Here is a 22,161-nt window from a genome sequence, read left to right as displayed (position 1 = left end):
CTATTTACCCTTTATCATCTGCATTGTTTTGCTATCGAATGAGTAACCATGGTCTAACAGATAATTAAACTCTCGTCCAAAGCCCGTCAACTCACTTTTGCCCGTGGCACTATCCAGTCGATATAAATTATCATTACTTGGCTTTGTCGCAAGCACTATCGGATCATTCCTTGCTATAGCGTTATCAAGCCATGGCTTATTGTACTCTTTCCAAAACTGAGTTGGGTTTTGATACAATTCATCAGGTGTATTTAATAAATTAAACCCGCCTTTTCTACCGCCAAGATCTGTCGATTTGGGCAGTCCAAGCTCTTTGATAATAGCCCCTGTGTCGTCCCGATAGGTTCCCAGTACAGTGGTTGTTCTATCCGGATCGGAGGTCAACTTAAGCCCTGACGTCGTCGGACGTTCAAGCTGAATGACAGGATGGTTTGCTGGATCGACAGGCTTAACCGTCTGTCCTGGCTTTGGTAGGCTCCCCGCACCCAGTGTGCCATAAACAGCGTTAGTGAGCCCTTCAGCCGTCGTTTTTGCTAGCGCTGCTTCGAGCCAGCCGCATTTTCCAGAACACTGATCAATAATATCTGCATACCAGTTTGCAGAAGCCTCATAAGTGCGTCCAACCAACTCATCCTGCTTGCGCAGATCAGTATAAGCCTGCTGGCTCAGCTCAATCTGATTGCGCATTTGTGCAACACATTGAGTATCACCAGCATCCCAGCAGGCTTTCAGCTTCTGAACGTTATCTGATGATTCTTTGGCAATATCCTTGCGGATAGTCTGCTCACAGTTCGCATTTCCACGGCACGCCTTGAGCTGTTCAACGTACTTCTGAGGACTACCTACACTCAGCCAGTTATTCTCAACCGCATTCTTGCCGGCCTGCGCGCCCGTTGCTGCGGACAATGCGCTGTCGCCAGTCAACCCTCCTGCAATTCCCGCGGAAATTGAGGCCAGCGCGCTGATTGTCTGCTTCTCCTCTTCCGTTAATTTATCTTTCGCTACATCCGGGTAAAGCTGACGGGCAATAACTTCTCCCGCCGCAGCGCCCATGGCCCCCGCCGCCGCATTGTTACCCTGCAATGCCGCCACTGCTCCGCCGAGAATAGCATGTGCAATTGTATTGACAACGGGACTATCTTCGGTCGGTTTCAGCATATGCGCCAGCTGTGGAGCACTCGCCCCCGCAAGGGCACCCGCAATATTTCCACCCGCCAGGCCCTGCAACGCTGCCGTTGCCGCCTGGATGCCGCGCTGGATAGCGCTCCCGGTACCGTACTGCTGCATTTCATCTTTGTATGCCTGCGAATTACGCAGATTCGCAAGATAATCCAGCCGTTGTTTCTCTGTCGCATTAGCTGGCAGTGTCGTTTTCAGTTCGCTCTGGGCTTTCTTCAGCCCGTTGATATCACCCTGCGTCCGCGCGATATCCGCCGCCTGGCTGCCGATATCGCTGATTAAGCTCACCGCCTTCAGCCGGTTTTGCTCTTTCTCCTTATCGAAGATGGGGCTGATGCTGTCGTTGGCATGTTCGGTGTCACGGCTTAGGTCTGCCACGTCCTGCTTCTGGTTCGCCTGGTCACGCACGGTGATCGACCCGTTCGCCACTGCCGCCTGCGTGGTTCCTTCCGCGTGCCCGCTATGGCTTACCGCCGATATCATCCCGCCCGGCATATTGCCTTTGAACTGATCGCCGACAAAGCTACCGCCGCCGCTCAGGCTAATGCCCGCATGGCTGACTTTATAATCCGCTTCGTTTTGCAGATCGCTAAACCCAAGCGTGCCGGTATCGAGGCTGTTTTTATCCGCCGTGGCGGTGGACGCGATAACCGCGCCGTCGAGCTGGGTGTGATTGCCGACGGTAATATCAAAACCGCCGTCACCGGCAAACAGCCCGGTCTGCTCGGCCACCGAATCGAAGCGGCTCTTCATTTTGTCCTGGCTGGCGCTGATATAGCCTGAGCCACTCATCGAGCCAAAGGTGAAGCTCCCCCCTGCCGCTATGCTGGTCTGTTTACTGTCGTACTTGTTAGTGTCCTGCTGACTGCTCATCAGCAGGTCGTGACCGACGTCGGCAACAATTTTATTGCCGTTGACCTGCGCCCCGTCGAGCACCGTGTCATTCCCGCTTTTGATAGTGACGGTTTTGCCACTGTCTATCGTGGTCTCGGTCCAGTCGGTGCCGTTGCCCTTATCTTTCCCATGCGCCGCGTTGACGTTGGCAAACACGCTGATGCCCGCGCCATTGCCGCCCGCACCGATACTCACGCCAATACCGCCGCCGCTGCTGCTGTTCTTGCCGCCAGACTGTTGAGTGTTCGCCGCGCCGCTCAGCAGAATGTCGTTCTGTGCATCCAGCGTGGTGTCGCCGCCCGCTTTCAACTGACTGCCTGCAATCACGATGTCGCCGCTGTTTGGCCCTTTTTCTTTCCCGTTTGCGGTGATGGAGAGGTTATTGCCCGCGTTCAGCGTGCTGCCGGTCACCGCATCGCTCTGCGCGTGCTGCTCTGATTTCGATTTTTGCGTGGTGAGTGAGAGGGCCACACCCATCGCGTTCGGGTCGCCCGTGGTAGCGGCCATATCAACCGCCTGCCCGACCTGCACACCGGAGAGGGCAGTTTTGGTCGCCTGCAACGCTGCCAGGCGGCCATCACTCTCTTTATGTGCATCCTGCGCCGCACTCGCCGCGTTGTTGATCGCACTGCCGACCGTACCGGAAAGCGCAACCGTCAGCCCACTTTTCTTCTGCTCGAACGTCTCATCGCGGGTCCGTTTATCGTGGCCCGGTTCGATAATCACGCTGTCGCCGGTGAGGGACATATCTTTGCCTGCCACCAGATCCGCGCCGCCAACGTGAAGCTGATTTCCGGCGGTGATATCCACATTCCCGCCCGTCGACCCCACGGTGCTGAAGCTCTGGCTTTGGGTAGTACCACTCTCGCGCAGATCGTGCGTGGTTTTGCTGCTGCCGATGGTAAAGCCAATCCCGCCCGTGCTCATCAGGCCGCTTTTTTTCTCTTCTTTAAAGCGCCAGTCCGTGTTGCTGTTGGTGGCGGCAACGACATCAACGTTGTTCCCCGCCTTCAGCCCAACCGCATCATCTCCCACAACGGAGGAACCTTTTACCAGCAGATTATTCCCCGCCGTGACCTGCACGTTATCACCGCTTAACAGCGTTCCGGCTTCACGCGTTGCGCTGCTCTCCTCAATGGTATGGGTGGTTTTTTTGCTGAGGAATCCGCTCTTGGTTTTGGTTTGCTCTTTGAAGTAGTAATCGCTTTCGGTCGCGGTATTAAGGTTGACGTCGCGTCCCGCCGACACGCCAATATCGCCCTGAGCCGTCACCTGCGCCGCTTCGGTTGTGACATCGCGTCCGGCGATAATCAGCGTATCGCCGCCGCTGGCGATTTCGGTTCCCTGCTGGCGTACCGACTCGTTGATGACCGTTTTCTTGCTCGCTTTGTAGCTGTCGCCTTCGCCAGTGGCCTGGGCCTCAAGATTCACGTCGCGTCCGGCCTGCAGGCCGACGTTCTTCTCGGCCGCCAGTGCCGCCGCCTGCGAATTGATGTCCTGTCCGGCTTTTAGCACCAGATTTTCGCCTGCGGAAATCGTCGCGCGATCGAGATCGGTACTGTGCGATTCGCGTTTACCGTTGCGTTGGCTTTCGCTGGTCTGTTCCGCGTTCAGATTGAGATCGTGACCCGCGCTCAGCCCGGCGCTAGCGCCCGCTTTTACATCGCTGGCGCTGAGATCGATATTGTTTCCGGCATTGACGCTAAGATTGCCGCCCGCGCTGACCGTACTGCCCTGGTAAGTCACGGACGAACGGCTGGTTTTTGCCTGGCTGGAGCTGTAGGCATCGTTAACCTGATTCGCGTTAACCGCAATATCGCCCCACGCATTCAGCAGCATATCGCCGCCGGACGCCAGATTCGCGCCGGTGATGGTGATGTTTTTACCCGCCTCCAGCGACAGCGAATCCTGCGCGGTGATGGAGGCGGTACTGCCCAGCACGGTATCCTTAAGGCTCACATTGCTGTATTTGCCTTTCGCATTGATATCAATCTGATCGGCCAGCGTCAGGTTGTTGATGCTACCGTCCAGGCTCTCCAGCTGAACCGTTTTGCCACCGATTGTGGAGCTGATGTTATTGATATCACCGATGGCGCTGAGATTGAGATTGCCGCCCGCTTTCATCAGCGCGTCGTTGAGGTTGCTGATGCTGTTCTGGCTGTCGAGCGTCAGATTATTGTTCGCCAGCAGCGTGCCGCCGCTGTTGGTGATATTGCCGCTTTGCAGGGTGACGTTATTGCCTGCAATCACGCTGCCGTTGTTGACCGTGACATCCTTCGGCGACAGATACACTTTTGGCACCATCACCGTTTCACCGTTGATGGTGGCTTTCTCCCACCACAAAATACTGTGGTCGAGCGAAGCAATCTGGTCGGCGGTCAGGGAGACGCCAAACTGCAGGCCCAGCGACTGTTGCGCCGCGGCGGCGCTGTCCATCAGATAGCGCATCTGGTCAAGATCGGAGCCAACCCCGTTCAGATAGCGATTACCAGTCTGGTTAAGGATCACGTTGCTGACATAGCGGGTATCGAAGGCCGCGTCGCCGAGGAAGCGATAATCGTAATCCGGGTTCAGGTTCAGACGCCCCAGCATATACGACGATCCAAGCACCTGTTTTTCATCGGTAAATGCCGCACGCGTCTCCTGTGGGGCATTCGTCGCTGGCGTGATCCCCATCAGATTATTCAGGTCGGCAAACAGCGCAGGATCGAGCTTCCCGAGATCGTTGAGTTTCGGGTTGACGTTAATCAGGTACGGGCTTTTGGGGTTGTCAGAGATGACAAAATAGCCGTTATTGCCCGACGGTACGGGATACGCGCTGGTATCAACGGTTTTCCCCTGATACTGCCCGGCAGCTCCGGCTTTCGCGTTATTCAGATCTGCCGTGGTGACGCCCGCCGCGGCCAAATCGTTCAGCTTGCCGAGACTGGCGTTGCCTTTTTGCGTGATGGCAATGTTACTGAGCGAGGCATTCGCTGCACCGCTGGAATCCAGCGTTCCACCGCCGTTGATTTGTTGCAAAGCGCCTTGCAGCTTATCGGCCCACTGCGGGGAGTTCACCGCCACAGTGCCCGAATTTGTCAGGCTCTGTTTTTGCGCTCCGCTGCTGATGGTCTGGTTGCTGAGACTGTTCAGCGATGGCGCAGAAATGGTGTTGCTCACACCCCCCACGTTTGAGGTGGTAGTGGTGTTGCTGATGTTATTGCTGAAGTTTGCAGTGACATTGCCACCGGCCTGGATGACGGAGCGTAAGGTTTCCCCCTGCGCCGTTTCGGTCGTTATCCCTTCTAATGTATAGATAAAGGTAGAATCACCTCTTGGACCCTCATAACCCCACTCGGACGACACCCCGCCAGTAGAACGGGTAAATTTATAGTTATAATAGCTGCCCGTCGTACCTGACTGATAAGACGCGTTATTGAGTTGACTACCCGAAAGGGAAGCGTTACGTCCACTGAGGATCGTACTGGCCTGGTTCTCCAGATTACCCGCATTGATCACCATATCGCGTCCGGATGAAATGCGCGCCGCTCCGCCGCTCGCACTGGCATCCATATGCACAACCGAGCCAGCAAAACGTTTTACAAGCGCTTCTTCTGTCGGAGCATAGGACGAATTGTAAATGTCATATTCAATAGCGCAGGTACAGTTACGATAACCCCTGGTGATATAGTGTTTGAGCGTGTAAGACGTTGACGGGAGGCTTCTGACTAACAATTCCATGGTGGCAGCGCCAACGTTTTCAGCAAGTTGTGACGTCTCCGTCCAGCTATTGACTGACAGCCCATCCCGCGTATTTAAAAGATGCGCCGTTTTTATCGTTATATCGCCATTCTGCGTCTCAATATTTCCCGACGTATTCACCACTTCACTGTTTGCATTCCCCGCTGCGTCTTTCTGCATCCACAGGTTATTTCCGGCGAGGATATCACCGCGCTGATTGGTGATACTGTTGGCGTACAGCGCCAGATTATTCGCCGCATACAGCAGTGCGGTATTGATGATCGAACCCGGCGCACTGAGCGTCAGCGAACCGCGCGTACCGGTAAAACCGTCGACGGTGATGTTGCCGCGGCTGGCGACAGTGATATCGCCTCCGCCCTGGATCGTACCCGCACCATTCAGCGCCACGGTGCTGCCAGAGAGCGTGCTCGCCCCGGTCCCCGTGGTGATCTGGCCGTTGTTGGTGAGCTGGCCGCCCGCCGTCAGATTGACCGCCTGGCCCTGCATGATGCTGCGGTTATCGATCGCGCCGTTGCTGCTGATCGCCAGCGTTTTACCCGCGGCAAACGCCGTTTTACTGGTAAACGCGTTGGTGAGTTTTAAGGTCAGATTGCCCAGCGACACCACCTGTCCGACAACATCCAGCCCCTGACTTTCGAGCCACAGATCGCCGCCGCTGAACAGCTTGCCCGCCGCGCTCTGATTCACCTGATCGGCGTCAATCGTCAGCTGCGTATTGCCCAGCAGCGTACCGCTGTTGGTCAGCTGGTGGTAATTCACCGCCAGCGTGCCCGCCTGGGTGGTGCTCTGGTTGGTAAACGTATTCCCGGTCAGCGTCGCCTGATCGGCAACCCAGGTGCCGCTGTTGGTCGCCGTCGCGGCATTGAGGATCAGGTTCGTCGCCTGAAGCCAGCCCGCGCCGGTGTACTGCGGCGTGGTCAGCGTGAGGCGCCCGCCGGAAAGGAGCTTGCCATCGTTGCGCGTCTGGGTGTTCGCCGTCACGCGCGTCTCGCCGCCGCCCTGCATCAGGCCGTCGTTAAACAGCGATGGCGTCGTCACCGTCAGCCCCTGACGGCTGACGATTTCCCCGCCGGCATTGTTGGTCAGCGTTCCGCTCAGAGTGAGCGTCGCACCGTTATCGCCCTGCAAACGCCCGTTATTGGTCAATGCGCCGGTGGTCACACCGAGCGTCACGCCCTGAATTTTACCGCCGTTGCTGACCGACGCGGCGTTAACATTCAGCGCCCCTCCGGAGAGCATCGTCCCGCTCTGCTGCTGAGTCACCGTACCGGTTTGCGCCAGCGTGAGTCCGTTAACGCCGCTGATTGCGCCGCTGTTACTGAGCGTCGCGCCTTTCAGCGTCAGGTTTTTTGCCGCCCACTGCCCCTGATTATTAAGGGACTGCGCCTGAAGCGTGGCGATGCCCAGCGCGGTGATTTTGCTGCCAGCGCTGCTGGTCAGATTATTCGCCAGCGTCATTTGCAGCGCATCGGCACTCTGCACCGCGCCGCTGTTGGTCAACGACTGGGCATTAAGTAGAATATTTTGTCCCTGCCAGCTTCCGGCGTTCGTCACCGTGCCGGAGGTGAGCGTGAGCGTGCCCTGCGTGAGCAGCGCGCCCGTTGCGCCGTTGATCAGCTCCAGTTGCGGCGCGGCCATAGCGAGACGCGCCATCAGCTGCTGTCGGGCTTCGATCGTCAGGCTTTGCAGCCCGGTCAGGGTCCCCTGATTGTTGATGCTGGTCTGGTGCAGCGCGAGATTTTTCCCCTGCACCGTGCCGCTGTTTTTCAGCGTGTCGCCGTTCAGTGTGACATCGCCTTCGCCCAGCAGCTGCCCGCGGTTATCCAGCGTTTGCGCCGTCACGTCTGCCGCGCTTTTGCTCATCAGCGAACCGGTTGAAGTGAGCGTGCCGCCGATATTCGCACTCATCCCGCCCAGGCTCAGGAGCGAGCCGCCGTGCGTCCAGCCGTCAGAAGTGATACCAACATTGTGGCCCTGAAGCGTGCCCTGCGTGGTGAGTTGTCCGGCATCCAGCGTTAACGTGCCGCCCGTGAGCGTGCGCGAGGCTGCCGTCGTGGCAAGCGAATCCCCCGTCAGCGTCAGGCTTTCAGTGCCTTGCCAGAGCCCGCTGTTATTGAGATCGCGGGCGTTCAGCGTCAGGGTTTTACCCGTCATACGGCCAGGGTTAAGTATGCTGTCGGCGCTGAAATTCAGTGCGCCACCGCTCTGTATTTGGCCGCTGTTGTTCAGTTTCCCGCTGAAGGTTCCGCTAAATCCGTTGAGTCCGTTCAGGGTGCCGCCGTTGTCCAGTGACGCGGCCGTAAGGCCAATCGTCGCGCCCTGCACGGCACCCGCGTTCGTCAGCTGACCGCCATTGAGCGTCAGCGCCCCGCCGGAAATCCACTTGCCCGCCGCTTCGTTGGTGATGCGACTGGCCGTGGCATCGGCTTTATCGTTGCCCTGAATCAGCCCGCCGTTGCGAATATCCGTCCCGCCCAGCGTCAACGTTTTACCCGCCAGCGTCCCGCTGTTGGTCAGCGTTGTCGCGTTCAGCGCCGCGCCATTTTTGGCCACGATGCCGCCCTGGTTATTCAGCGTTGTGCTGAGAATCACATCCAGCGCATCCGCCTGGATATCGCCGCGGTTAAGCAGCTCGCTTCCCTTCAGCGTGAAGCGCTGATTCACCTGCATCAGCCCGGCGTTGTCGAGTTTGTCGAGATTCAGATCCAGCGAACCGCCGCTGACCAGTTGCCCGCTCTGACTGTTGGTCAGCGTGCGGGTCGTCAGCGTCAGGCTGTCATTACCCTGCACGCTGCCGGTGTTGGTAAGCTGCGGGGTCGTGAGCGTCAGCGATTTTGCAGCCAGCTGGCCGTCGTTAAACAGCTGCGCCGCCGTCAGTTCAAACAGATTTTGACTGAGCATCGCGCCCTGATTATCCAGTCGCCCGTCAACGTTCACTTTCAGGCGATCCAGCGCCTGCGCTGCGCCGCTATTGGTCAGCGTAGCGGCGGTGAGCGTCGCGTCGCGCGCCTGAAGTTGTCCCTGGTTGTTCAGTCGGGTTCCGGAAAGCGTCAGCGTCTCACCGCCCGTCCCCTGGCCCTGCGCCTGGTTGGTAAAACTGCCGCCCGTCCACGCCAGCGCGCTGCTGCCCTGCAACAGCCCGCTATTGAGCAGATCGCCGCGCAGCGTCAGCACTTTTGCCAGCAATTGCCCCTGATTTGTGGTGTTGGCGGCGTTCAGATCGAGAGTTTGCTGACTCAGCACTTTTCCCTGGTTGTTGAACGCTCCCGCGACCGTCGCCGTCACGCCCGCTTCACCCAGCGCGTTACCGGTGTTGATCCACTCGCCAGTGGCCAGATTGAGGGTTTTCCCCTGCAACAATCCGCCGTTGGTGAGTTTATCGTTTTGCAGATGCAGATCGCCGCCGGAGAGCAGCATCCCGCCCTGCAGGTTGTTGAGCTGCGAGCCCGTCACCGTCAGCGTGCGAGTCCCCTGCAGCGTGCCGCTGTTCGTCACCGCCGCGCCGTTAAGCTGAATATCCGTTCCCGCCACCAGCCCGTTATTGATAAACGCTGGCGTGGTCAACGTTAAGCCATCCCGCGCGATAAGGCGTCCGGTTGCGGCATTATTGAGCTGGTGCGTCAGGCTGAAAAGCAGCGCGGTGGCGCTGAGTTCGCCGTGGTTATCCAGCGATGCGCCTTGCAGATCCAGCGTGCCTTCGCTGTGCAACGTACCGCGGTTAGTCAGGTCGGCGACGTCCAGCTCCAGTGACGCGTCCCCCTGAATCACGCCCTGGTTTTGCAGGCTGTCGGCGGTGATTTGCACGCGGTTTGCCGCCATTTGCCCGTCATTCACCAGCAGGTTGCCGTTGAGCGTAAGCTGTTCATCGGCCAGCAAAAGGCCGGTCGCGGTGTTAGTGATACGGCTGTTATCGCTGTAGACATTGACGCCATTTATTTCACCGCTGTTGGCGAGCGACGTGCCTGTCAGCGATAAAGTGCCATCGGTGGTGATCAGTCCGACGTTGTTCAGTTCTGGCAGGTTGAGCGTCAGATCGCGGACGCTGTAGAGCGAGCCGCCGCTAAGGTTGTCCAGCGTTTCAGCGTTGAGAGTGAAAAGTGAATTACCCTGCAACAATCCGCTGTTGGTGATCCGCTGCCCCTCAAGGGTGAGCGCGTCCGCCACCAGCGAACCGCTGTTGGTAATGAACTGCGGCGCGGTGAAGAGGATGCGATCGGCTTTCGCCGTCCCGCTTTGGCTGATGCGCGGCGCGTTGAGTTGGATAGCCTCCGCCGTCAGTTCACCCCGGTTGGTGATCTCTTCCGTCGCGCTGAATGCCAGCGTTGCGCCGGTGGATTTCCCGCTGTGTGTGAGCGTCTTCGCCGTGACGTCCAGCGCGCCTTTCGCCGCCTGAACGCCGTCCAGTTGCGCGGTGTCCGCCTGCAGCGTCACATCCCGATCGCTTTGTAAATGCGCCCCACTGCGGGTGGTGAGATTTTTTGCGCCAACGGTCAGCGTGCCCGCCGCATCCGTCTGCCCCTGAAGCTCGGCGCGCTGCGCCGCCGTGAGCCGGATATTTCCCTGGCTGGTTGTGCGGGAATTCTGGCCGCTGGTGAAAGTATCGGCGTTAACGATCACGCCTTTCGTACCGGAAAGCGTCGCGTTCTGCTCCAGTACGCCCGCGTTCACATTGAGCGATCCCTCTGCGAGCAGGCTGCCGCTGTTGAGCAATTTTTCGCTGGCGACAATCGTGGCGTCGCCTTTGGCGCTGAGCGTACCCTGCTGGTTCAGCGTTCCGCCATTTAACGTCAGTTGGCCGCTGCTTTGCAGCGTACCGCTGTTGCCGATGGTTTGGCCCTTCAGCGTCACGCCGTTACCCTGAAGCGTTCCGCTGTTATCCAGAGTCCCGGTTTGCGCCTCCACGCGGCCTTTTGCCGCCATCAGACCGTCATTGGTAAACGTATCGCCGGTGACCGTTAAATCTCCCGCAGTATTGACCTGTCCCTGACTGGTCAGTTGCCCGCCAGTCAGGCGAATAGCGCCCGCCGCATCGGCCCGGCTTTGACTATCCAGCGTCAGGTTTTGCCCGTTCAGTTCAAGGGTATTTCCCGCCGACAGGGCCGTTGCGGATGACGTCAGTTGACCGCCGCTGGACAGCGAGGCGCGGGCATCACTGCCCACTTTTGTATTCTTCAGCGTGGTGTTCTGGCCACTGATGACGTTCAGGTCTCCGTGGCTGGTCAGGCTGCCGCCGCTAAGCTGAAGATCGCCATTGCCCGTGAACGTTGTTTTCCCCTGACCGACCAGCGTGGTGTTGGTCAGCGTCATATCCTGCTGGCTGGTGACCGCTAGCGCCCCGCCCTGACCTGAAATGCCCCCGCCAGAGACGTTCAATTTTCCCTGGCTGTTAAGAGTGGCATCCCTCTGGCTAATCAGCGATGTGCCGTTGAGCGTCATATCCTGACCGCTTTTCACCGTCAGTGCGCCTTTGCTGTTCGTGCCGCCGCCCGTCGCCTGCAGTTTGCCTGTGCTCTCCAGCCGCATCTCGCCGCCGCTGGCAAGCGTGCTGTTGTTGAGAGTCATCTCCTGCGAGCTGGCAATATTTAGTGCGCCACCGGCCTGGTGGCTGCCGTTCATCGTCACGCCAGCCCCTTTTGCGGTCAGCGCGCCGCTTGCGAGGCTGTTCGTTACCGTCAGCTTGCCGTTGGCATCAAGCTGAATATCCCCCTGACGCGCGTTGAGATTGCCGAGGTTAACCCCGACGCCCTTATCGCTCGACACCAGACGAATACGGTTGGCATACATTCCGCCCAGCGCGCTGGTATCCACTGCTACCGTCGGCGAGGCGCCCTGTCCGGCAATCGCTTTGACGCTGCCATCTGCCCCCACCCGATTCGCGCCGACGGTCATCGACAGATCGCGGGCGTGAATGGCCGCATTCACCTCGGTCGCGCGGGCGATAATGGAGAGCGAATCATTCTTGCTGGCATCCAGGCCTTGCCCTTCAACCGTGATCGCGCCTCGCGTGACATCCAGCGCCAGCAGATTACCGTTAGCATCAAACTGCGGTTTACCGGTGGTCAGCGTCACTCCGGGGGTGTTGATGAATCCACAGCCGTTACAGGTAATTCCATACGGGTTAGCGACCATCACGTTCGCCGCTTTCCCCGCCACTTCGGTATACCCCTGCAGTTGCGAACGGCTGCCGCCCGTCACTTCGTTGATAATTCCTTTTGCTTCACGCCCCGCCTGTAAATTTGGGTTGTTCTGGATCAGGCCGCCAAGCTGCGTCTGGGTTAACCGATCGGTGGCGTTGTTAAGGATGACCCCCTCTTTGCCGACGTTGTAGTCTTTGAACTGGTTATGCGAAATCCCCGCCCCGTTGGGGGTGGCGATATTGACGACGGGGACCCCGTTCCCGGCCTTGTCCATCGCGGTCGGCCCTGTCGGCGTCATCGCCGCTGCCATCGCCGGAGCCACGGGCTGCCAGACCATTAAGCCACAGATGATCCAGCTCATCAGACGCTGCGAGAAACGAACAGGTGGGGTGCGGGTTTGCATAGTCACAGGTTCTCTTAAAACATGAAGGCAATACGCCAGTTAACGATGGCGTGGTCTGGCGCAAGCCAGTCGGGATATTTGACGGGCATCCCCACTGAAATCTGGCTGCTGTACAGGCGTCCACTGCTGGTGAGGCCGACGGACGCGCCCCACAACGTGCCGGAGGCATACCGATCCTCACGGTCTTTTTCCAGCCAGCCTCCGTCGAAGGCAAAGGTGGCGCTGACCTGTCCGATCACCGGCAGAGCAAAGAGCGAATAGCCGAGTTCGTTACGCAGATAGCCGCCGTTATCGCCGGAAAGGTACTGTTCTTTAAAACCACGCACCGAGCTTTCCCCGCCGAGCGTGAGACGCTCTGCGCCATACAGGCGGTCAGGCGACCACTGCCCGTAGGCGCTGGTCAGCCACCACAGGTCGCGGGTGATCGGGCGCTGAAAACTGGTATTCAGGCTCCATTTTCGAAACTCCGCCCGTGGGGCATCGCCGGTTTTGTCTTCGTCAGTTTCGGCATTGAACCAGGGCATCCCGTGGCTCCAGGTGGGGTTAAAGGTCGCCACGCCGCCAGCGATTTTTTGCGTATGGGTGATTCCCAACACCAGGCTTGAGAGATTGCGCGTACTGCTTTGCAGCGGGGCGTCATTGAGCCAGTTGCGGCTTGAGCGTTGAACCACTCCAGCTGCAATCCCCGTTTTCACATCCCCGTTGCGATAAACGACCCACGAAGCATTGAGCCGGTGCGTTTTGGTATCGCCGGTGGAGATCCACTGATAGCCCATGTTATCTATCGTGGTGCGGTAGTTACTCCACGCATAGCTGTAATCAAGCAATCCGTAGCCAAACGGAACGCTAACCCCAGCCTGGAAATTTTGCGCGTCATATGCCGTCGCGAAATCGCTGCTGCGCCCGCCGCTGACAAACCATTTATCCGCCAGACCCAGCATATTATTCGCCGTGAGGACGCCATTAAGCTGTTCCTCACCGGTACTCTTTTGCCCGCTATTATCCAGACTGATACTGGCACTTAACGGAAATTCAGGCTGGGCGGTAAGATTAACGACTGAATATCCGGGTTGCGATGCGGGAATAATTTCAATTTGCACGGGCTGAGCGCGCAAACGATTAATTTGCTCCATGCCCTGCTCTATATCACGCAAATTAAGAATACGACCTGTCAGCCCCGGAAAGGCCATTTTCAGCATTAACGGCGTTTTTCCTTCGAGGCGGATCGCTTCAAGTCTGCCTTCCAGTACCACAATATTCAGCTGACCGCTGGAAAGATCCTGCTCGGTCAAAAACGCACGGCTGGTGATATAACCGCGGCTGATATACCAGTCCGAAATATGCGCCGTTAATTCGGTTATTTTTGCCATGTTCAGACACTGGTCCTGCCATGGCGCAAGCAGCTTCTGACGCGTCTTCTCGGGCATAATGGTCACGCCGGTGAGCGTAATCGTATGGACAGGGAAACACGGGCCAGAGCCGGTCACAGCGGGTGTCGTGCGGGCAGCTTCCGGCAGCGGAATACTTCTTTCAAGCTCATCACGTTGCTGCTGGTTTTGTAATAACAACTGCTGTTGCTGCTGCTGAATAGCATCACGGTCTGAGGGTGAAAGCGGAGCAGCCTGTACAGCAAAAGATAAAATAGTGGCAACGAAAAGAGCAATAATATAATTTACTGGGGAAATTATTTCAAAATACCTGAATGGGCTACTCATTCTTTCCCTGAAATAGCTGAATTAACGAATTCATCGCACTATAGGATGAGTCTTATTTTGAGTAAATCCAATTTAAGATAGGGCGTAAGTTTTTATTAAAGTTGTGACTGCGGCGAGATTATGAAAAATATCCCCAGAGATATTTAATATATCCTTGGGGGCCATTTAAGAAATCGTGAGGAAAAGGCGGGGGGTTCCCGCCGTGACATTACCAGCCAGGGACCGCGCCGCCGTTAAAGATTTTTTCAGCCGCTTTCGCCACTTCTGGCGACTGATAGGCCTGAATAAATTCCTGCACGTTCTGCGCATCTTTATTATCTTCGCGCGTGACAACAATGTTCACGTAGGGTGAGTTTTTATCTTCGATAAACACACCGTCATGTACCGGCGACAGGCCGGTTTGCTGGAGGTAAGTGGTGCTGATGATCGCCACATCCACTTTTGGGTCGTCAAGCACGCGCGGTAATTGCGCGCCTTCCAGCTCCATAATCTTTAGCTGGCGCGGGTTAGCGGTGATATCCAGGGCCGTTGGCAGCAAACCGACATCGGGTTTAAGCGTAATCAGCTTCTCTTTTTGCAGCAGCAACAGCGCACGGCCAAGGTTGGTCGGATCGTTTGGAATCGCAACGGTCGCGCCATCCTTCAGTTCCGAAACTGATTTGATTTTGCGCGAGTAGCCCGCCATCGGGAAGACAAAGGTATTCGCCACCGCGACCAGCTTATAGTTGTGCGCTTTGTTATCTTCCGCCAGGAACGGGCGGTGCTGGAAGACGTTCGCATCCAGCTCGCCGTGATCGGTGGCATCGTTCGGTAACAGAGAGCCGCTGAAACCGACCAGCTCCACATCCAGCCCGTACTTCTCTTTCGCCACCTTTTTGGCCACTTCCGCCACGTCCTGTTCCGCGCCGTTAATCACGCCGACTTTAATATGTTTGGCATCGCTGCCGCTTTGGTCACAGCCCGCCAGCAGAACGCCCGCCAGAAGTAATGCGCCGAATCGAGGTAAAGGGAGTTTCACGAGACAGATCCTTTTGATAAACGTTTCGATGACTATATCGACAACGCAGCGGCAGGCTAAAAACCGAAAAGGAATCAGCCAGAAGAAAAAGGTATATGTCGCGGCGCTGTTTTTCCGACGATGAGCTGCTGAATAAGGGGCAAGGCCCGGCGAGAGTGACGCATTCTTTTACCGGACCACGGTAACCGGCCATATCTGCGGCTACGCTTAAGCTTTCTCATACCCATAAACGAGCAGAATCATACTTTCGGCTTGAATCGCAAGGGTGAATGTAACGATATATTTCAGAGAACATTGTGCGTTTTTTCGGGGGTTTTAATGAAAGCTGCTCACCTTTTTTGTCTGATTATCTGTCTGCTTTTCGCCGCTTTCGTCCACGCAAAGGAGGCGCAGGATCCGGTTAAAACCGAAAAAATGAGACAAGCCGTGATGAAAGATATCAAGAAAGTCTGTTCGCCTCAGGGCAAGCAGAGCGATAAACAGTGGCAGGCGATGATTATGTCATCAGAGGCGAATAAGCTGCTGGTGAAAAACGCCGTGCTGGCGATGGAACGTGACAACCTGGACAACTACTGGGAAGCGGTTGGCAAGGTGGATTGCATGGAAGATTACTAAGCGTGAAGCGTGCTTCACGCTTATTTTTTAGCGCTTACGCATATCCGGGATAATTAAATCGCCGCGCAGGACGTAAGACCCCAGCATCTGCGTTTTTTCATTCAGCCAGGTCACAATCCGGGCGGCCATCGCATCCATTGAATATTCGATGGCCGGAATGGTCGGGATCCCCGGGAGATGCAGCGATCCCGCCAGGCTGAAGACCATGATGTCTTCCGGTACCGATTTATTAAACGCCTGCAATTGCGGGATCACCCGCTGCGCCTCTTGCTCGTCGGCCACCAGCAGGGCGTTGAAGTTCAGCGTGGTGGCGTTGTTCAGCAGCTCCTGCAGCGCAACGGACGAGGATGTGGCATCCATAAACACCAGATTGCGATTAAACGGCAGGAAGTTTTTCTCCAGCGCGTGTTTATAGCCCAGCAGCACCTGATCGGCAAAACCACTGCCCTGCGGCTGGATGAGTGCGATCTGGCGACGGCCCTGACTGGTCAGATAGTTACAGGCGGTTTCGGCGGCGAAGGCGTGGTCAAACTGAATGCTGTTGGCGTTATCCGACTCCATGCAATCCACCAGAATGACGTTTTCCTGATCGATATGCAGCGGGAAACGCGCGCCGATAATCAGAATGTCGTCGCAAAGCCCGCAGGAGAGTTCATCAAGTGCGGTAAGCACTTCGCTTTTGGTGTTCGCAAAGCGTAACAGCAGATGCTTTTGATGCTGGCTGAGGTGTTTCTCCAGCGCGTAAAGATAACCAGTGGTCTGGTTGATATTGTCCTGCGCGCAGATGACGCCAATACAGCCGGTGGACTGGCTCAACAGCGACTGCGCAATGACATTGGGTCGATAGTTTAGCTCATCAACCGCTTTCAGTACGGCCTCACGGCTGGCTTCCTTTACGCCACGCGACCCGCTCAACACCCGTGATACCGTGGCTTTGGACACCCCGGCCAGACGTGATACATCGTTGATTGTAGACATCTTATTCCCCTGTCAGGACCCACGCAGCCCTGTAATTTCCATTACCGCTTCGGCTCAGATTATAGCCAAACAGAAGTATATCCGTTTCCGTTTTCTATGGAAACCGATTTTCCGTTTCCACTCAATTTGAGGTTAAAAGCGCCAAATTCCGTGACCCACATCGTGATAACAAGCCCCATAAGTAACGGATCTTGATGGGTGTCACACTTCTGTCTTTTATAAATGGAAACCGGTTTCCGTATGATGTCCAATCATCTCCGCAATAACTTTTTACATTTTGAGGATGGTTGTCGATGTTCAAGATTATGCTGTGCTGCTCTGCCGGGATGTCCACCAGTCTGCTGGTGAGGAAAATGGTCGAAGTGGCGGAAGAACGCGGTGTGCCAGTCAAGATTGATGCTTACGGCGTTTCTGAATTTGATACGCAGTTTCCGCAATACCAGGTGGTTCTTCTCGGACCGCAAGTGAAATACATGTTAAAGACACTGGCAGACAAGGCTGCTACGCAGGGCATCCCGGTACAAGCCATCGATATGATGGACTACGGTATGCAGCGTGGTGATAAGGTACTGGACTATGCTCTGTCGCTCATTGAAGCGGCACATTAAGAAGGTGTTCTCATGAGTTCGTTATATCAATCAATGGTTGCCGTTATAGAGCAGTCCATTACCCCGCTGGCGGCAAAGCTCGGCCAGCAAAAGTACGTGATTGCGATCCGTGACGGTTTCACCGCCGCGCTGCCGTTTATGATCATCGGCTCGTTTATGCTGGTGTTCATCTTCCCGCCGTTCTCTGCAGATACCACCAACAGTTTTGCCCGCGGCTGGCTCGATTTCTCCCAGACCTATCGCGAACAGCTGATGCTGCCATTCAACCTCAGCATGGGCGTGATGACCTTCTTTATTTCGGTAGGCATCGGCGCGAGCCTGGGCCGCCAGTTTAATCTCGATCCGGTGATGTCCGGCCTGCTGGCATTTATGGCTTTCCTGCTGGTTGCCGCGCCGTATGCCGATGGCAAAATCTCCACGCAGTATTTGTCCGGCCAGGGGATTTTCACCGCGCTGATTACCGCCATCTACTCCACCCGCGTTTACGCGTGGCTGAAGGACAATAAAGTCACCATCCGTCTGCCGAAAGAGGTTCCGACTGGCGTGGCGCGCTCTTTTGAAATCCTGATCCCGGTGATGGTGGTGATCGGTACGCTGCACCCGCTGAACCTGTTCATCGAAGCGCAGACCGGCATGATCATTCCACAGGCGATTATGCATCTGCTGGAGCCGCTGGTGTCCGCTTCTGACTCCCTGCCCGCCATTCTGCTGTCGGTATTACTGTGCCAAATCTTCTGGTTTGCCGGCATTCACGGCTCGCTGATTGTTACCGGCATTATGAACCCATTCTGGATGGCGAACCTGTCAGCCAACCAGGCCGCTCTGGCCGCTGGCGCAGCGCTTCCGCATGTCTATCTGCAAGGCTTCTGGGATCACTACCTGCTGATTGGTGGCGTAGGTTCCACGCTGCCGCTGGCCTTCCTGCTGCTGCGTAGCCGTGTCACGCATCTGCGTACTATCGGCAAAATGGGCGTGGTGCCAAGCTTCTTTAACATCAACGAACCGATTCTGTTCGGTGCGCCGATCATCATGAACCCGATGCTGTTTATCCCGTTTGTGTTCGTGCCGCTGGTGAACGCCTGTCTGGCCTATGCCGCGACCAAGCTCGGCTGGCTGGCGCAGGTCGTATCCCTGACGCCGTGGACCACTCCAGCGCCGATTGGTGCTTCGTGGGCAGCCAACTGGGCGTTCAGTCCGGTGGTGATGTGCGTCATTTGTATGGTGATGTCAGCGCTGATGTATCTGCCGTTCCTGCGCGCCTATGAGCGTTCTTTGCTGAAAACCGAAGAGCAAAAAGCCCAGGCAACCGTCGGTACCGCTGAAGCTGCACGTTAATAAAGTCAAAGAGGAAGCATTATGAAATATTCATTTCCCGATAACTTTTGGTGGGGCAGCGCAAGCTCCGCGCTGCAAACCGAAGGGGAAAGCCAGGGCGGCGGCAAAGGAGTGACCACCTGGGATCACTGGTTCGCCAATGAGCCAAACCGTTTCCATCAGGGCGTGGGGCCGCAGGATACCTCAACGTTCTGTCAGCACTGGAAAGCGGATATTCAGCTGTTGAAGCAGCTGAACCATAACAGCTTTCGCACCTCGATTAGCTGGGCGCGCCTGATCCCCGACGGTATCGGTGAAGTGAATCCGCAGGCGGTGGAATTTTACAATCAGGTGATTGACGAGTTGCTGGAGCAAGGCATTACGCCGTTTATTACCCTGTTCCACTTTGATATGCCGATGGCGATGCAGGAGATCGGCGGCTGGGAAAACCGTGACGTCGTGGCGGCCTATGCACGCTATGCGCAGATCTGCTTCGAGCTGTTCGGCGACCGCGTGCTGCACTGGTTTACCTTCAATGAGCCAATTGTTCCGGTGGAAGGCGGTTATCTGTATGACTTCCATTACCCGAACGTGGTGGATTTCCGTCGTGCGGCAACCGTGGCGTATCACACCGTACTGGCGCATGCGCTGGCGGTTCGTGCATACCGCGCCGGGCATTATGCGGGTGAGATTGGCATCGTGCTGAACCTGACGCCGTCCTATCCACGCTCGCAAAATCCGCAGGATGTGAAAGCCGCGCACTATGCGGATCTGATGTTTAACCGCAGCTTCCTCGATCCGGTTCTGCGCGGGGAATACCCGGCCGATCTGGTCGCGCTGCTGAAGTCTTACGATCAGCTTCCTGCCTGTCAGCCCGACGACAGCGCGCTGATTGCGGAAGGAAAAATCGATCTGCTGGGCATCAACTACTATCAGCCGCGTCGCGTGAAGTGTCGCGACAGCGCGGTGAATCCTCAGGCGCCGTTTATGCCGGAGTGGTTCTTTGATAATTACGAGATGCCAGGACGCAAAATGAACCCCTATCGTGGCTGGGAAATCTACGAGCCGGGTATTTACGATATTCTCGTGAATCTGCGCGAAAATTACGGCAACCCGCGCTGTTTTATTTCAGAAAACGGCATGGGCGTCGAAAATGAGCAGCGTTTTATTGAAAACGGTCAGATTAACGATCAGTACCGTATTGATTTTATTTCCGAACATCTTAAATGGTTGCATAAAGGTATCAGTGAAGGGTCGAATTGCCTGGGATATCATATGTGGACATTTATTGATAACTGGTCGTGGTGTAATGCGTATAAAAACCGCTATGGATTTATCCAGCTCGATTTAAACACGCAACAACGCACCATCAAGAAAAGCGGAGAATGGTTTGCTGCAACCTCTCTGAATAATAGCTTTGATAAAGAGTAATAAAAGATGATCGCATTAGAAGAAGCTGTCATGGAAATTATTGTCAACGCGGGCCAGTCTCGCAGCCTGTGCTTCGAAGCCCTGCACGCTGCGCGTCAGGGCAACCTTGACGAAGCTAAAAGCCTGCTGCGCGAAGCCGATGGCTACGCGCGCCAGGCGCACCATATGCAAACCAAACTCATCGAACAGGATGCGGGCGAAGCCCGCCAGCCGATGACCTTAATTATGGTGCATGCCCAGGATCATTTAATGAACTCGCTGCTGGCCCGTGAATTATCCGAAGAGATTATTCACCTGTATCAGCGGTAATAATTAAATATCAGTGATGGAGAAAGAGTAACGATAATACTGTAAACCCTCTGTACCTATATTATAAGAAAATCAACTTATTCTGATGATAGCGACATATACGGTCAGATCGGAATGGGGTGGTTATTGTCTGAATAAAATTAAACAAAGCTCTGCGTTATTCGAGCGGCAGACTGTTGTATCTGCGATTTGAGTGACAACGAGTCAATATATTGAGATAACCATGAAAATGATAAAAAAACTTCCATTAACAATGGCGGTTCTCGCCGCGCTTTGCCCAATGTCTGTCCTCGCACAGGAGTTCACTCAAGAGCAAATCGACGCCATTGTGGCCAAAGCGGTGGATAAAGCCCTGACAGAACGTCAGGCTAAAATGGATGCGGCAGTGGCGAAAAAAGCGGACGTGGTGACCGAACCGCAAAGCGCGGCACAGTCCCCGGATCTGGCCATTCCATTCGGCATTAAATTTACCGGTTACGCCCGCTACGGCGCGCATTTCCAGGCCGCCGATCAAAAATACGTGGCGGTCGATGGCTCTTATAACGGCGGCTCCGCAATTGGTCGTCTCGGTAACGAAGGCAACGGCGGTGAATTCCAGCTCTCCAAAGCCTTTAAAGGCGACAATGGCGCGATCTGGGACGTCAACGTGATGATCGACCACTGGGGCGACGAAGTTAACCTGAAAAAAGCCTACGCGGGTGTCACCAACATCATGGAATCCAACCCGAACGCCTATTTCTGGGCCGGTCGTGATTTCCATCAGCGTCCGCAACAGGGTATCAACGACTACTTCTGGATGAACCACGATGGTCAGGGCGCGGGCGTGAAAAACTTCGATATTGGTGGCGTGCAGTTTGACGTGGCCACCGTCGCCGCCGTCGAATCCTGTAATCCGGAAGTGGAAAACGATGGCTCTAACCCATCGCGCATCTCCTGTACCGGCGGTTCCGGCACGGGTGATAAAGGCAACTATGCCGCCACCTCTAAAATCCACGGCATGAAGGTCGGCCCGCTGGATCTGGAAGTGTATGCCAACTACGGCTTTGACTCGAAAGCCATCGAAAGTGACGAGCGCCTGAATGCGTGGCAGGGCGGCGTGGTGTTAAGCCACACCAACGACAGCGGCGTGAATAAAGTGATCGCCCGTTACTCTGATAACTCCGATAACAGCGTGTTCAATAAAACCGAGAATCTGACCACGGTTTACGCCAGCTTCGAAGGGCTGCACAAATTCACCCAGCAGACGCAGGTGGAGTACATCCTGGCCTTCCACGACTACGACAACAGCCGTGACAGCACTGACAACCGCAAAAACTACAACGCGATTGTGCGTCCAATGCACTGGTGGAACGACGTTCACTCCACCTGGCTGGAAGCGGGCTGGCAGCATGTTGATTACGACAATGGCGGCGACAACAAAGGCTGGAAGCTGACGCTCTCGCAAAACATGTCCATCGCCATGGGTCCGGAATTCCGTCCGATGCTGCGCTTCTACGTCACCGGCGGCAAGGTGGATAACGAACGCACCGCCCGCGTGAACGGCACCGACGACCAGACGCTCGACGATTTCAACGTCGGCGCAATGTGGGAAGCCTGGTTCTAAGGTAAACGTAAAACGGCAACGCGAGTTGCCGTTTTTAGTGTTTTCTCCCTCTCCCTGTGGGAGAGGGCCGGGGTGAGGGCATCAGGCCGCACAAGGCAAAAGCAAAAGGCAACCGTAGGGTTGCCTTTTTAGTGTTTGCACCCTCTCCCCCTGTGGGATAGGGAACTGTTCGGAGCAGTTTTTCTCCCTCTCCCCGTGGGAGAGGGCCGGGGT

At 56.0% G+C, this 22,161-nt stretch carries 10 protein-coding genes; 6 read left to right on the top strand and 4 right to left on the bottom strand.

Annotated features, from left to right (window positions below):
• The 3 genes from SOM82_RS00225 to nlpA form a co-directional block, all read right to left on the bottom strand.
• Positions 1–12,357 carry a hemagglutinin repeat-containing protein gene (locus SOM82_RS00225; RefSeq protein WP_320460626.1) on the bottom strand — a complete coding sequence of 4,119 codons (12,357 nt, stop codon included), beginning with the start codon at positions 12,355–12,357 and terminating at the stop codon, positions 1–3.
• A 14-nt stretch (positions 12,358–12,371) separates the two neighbouring features.
• A complete protein-coding gene (locus SOM82_RS00220; protein ID WP_320460625.1) occupies positions 12,372–14,072 on the bottom strand; it encodes a ShlB/FhaC/HecB family hemolysin secretion/activation protein in 1,701 nt (566 codons plus the stop codon).
• A gap of 208 nt (positions 14,073–14,280) precedes the next feature.
• Complete coding sequence (gene nlpA, locus SOM82_RS00215; RefSeq protein ID WP_320460624.1) at positions 14,281–15,090, bottom strand: lipoprotein NlpA; 810 nt, start codon at positions 15,088–15,090, stop codon at positions 14,281–14,283.
• Positions 15,091–15,408: 318 nt separating this feature from the next.
• Between nlpA and SOM82_RS00210 the strand changes: the two genes are divergently transcribed.
• On the top strand, positions 15,409–15,705 hold the full coding sequence (locus SOM82_RS00210) for a YicS family protein (protein ID WP_154128738.1): 297 nt from the start codon (positions 15,409–15,411) through the stop codon (positions 15,703–15,705).
• 27 nt (positions 15,706–15,732) lie between these two features.
• On the opposite strand, the gene SOM82_RS00205 is transcribed toward SOM82_RS00210, so the two are convergent.
• The gene (locus SOM82_RS00205; protein ID WP_154128739.1) at positions 15,733–16,683 is read right to left on the bottom strand and encodes a LacI family DNA-binding transcriptional regulator; all 951 of its coding nucleotides are present in this window, start codon (positions 16,681–16,683) and stop codon (positions 15,733–15,735) included.
• Between the two features lie 293 nt (positions 16,684–16,976).
• On the opposite strand from SOM82_RS00205, the gene SOM82_RS00200 reads away from it, so the two are divergent.
• The 5 genes from SOM82_RS00200 (at position 16,977) to SOM82_RS00180 (ending at position 21,948) form a co-directional block, all read left to right on the top strand.
• Complete coding sequence (locus SOM82_RS00200) at positions 16,977–17,291, top strand: PTS sugar transporter subunit IIB (protein ID WP_154128740.1); 315 nt, start codon at positions 16,977–16,979, stop codon at positions 17,289–17,291.
• A 12-nt stretch (positions 17,292–17,303) separates the two neighbouring features.
• Positions 17,304–18,626, top strand: a complete 1,323-nt coding sequence (locus SOM82_RS00195) for a PTS sugar transporter subunit IIC (protein ID WP_154128741.1) — start codon at positions 17,304–17,306, stop codon at positions 18,624–18,626.
• Between the two features lie 21 nt (positions 18,627–18,647).
• Positions 18,648–20,036, top strand: a complete 1,389-nt coding sequence (gene gmuD / locus SOM82_RS00190; RefSeq protein WP_154128742.1) for a 6-phospho-beta-glucosidase GmuD — start codon at positions 18,648–18,650, stop codon at positions 20,034–20,036.
• Between the two features lie 6 nt (positions 20,037–20,042).
• Positions 20,043–20,345, top strand: coding sequence for a PTS lactose/cellobiose transporter subunit IIA (locus tag SOM82_RS00185; RefSeq protein WP_072241990.1), 303 nt, complete (start codon positions 20,043–20,045; stop codon positions 20,343–20,345).
• A gap of 223 nt (positions 20,346–20,568) precedes the next feature.
• Positions 20,569–21,948 carry a carbohydrate porin gene (locus SOM82_RS00180; protein ID WP_320460623.1) on the top strand — a complete coding sequence of 460 codons (1,380 nt, stop codon included), beginning with the start codon at positions 20,569–20,571 and terminating at the stop codon, positions 21,946–21,948.
• Positions 21,949–22,161: the final 213 nt, after the last annotated feature.

This window comes from Lelliottia sp. CFBP8978 (assembly GCF_034046055.2).
Taxonomy (GTDB): Bacteria; Pseudomonadota; Gammaproteobacteria; order Enterobacterales; family Enterobacteriaceae; genus Enterobacter.
The sequence above is the reverse complement of the archived record's forward strand: the minus strand, read 5'-3'. Positions and strand labels throughout refer to the sequence as shown.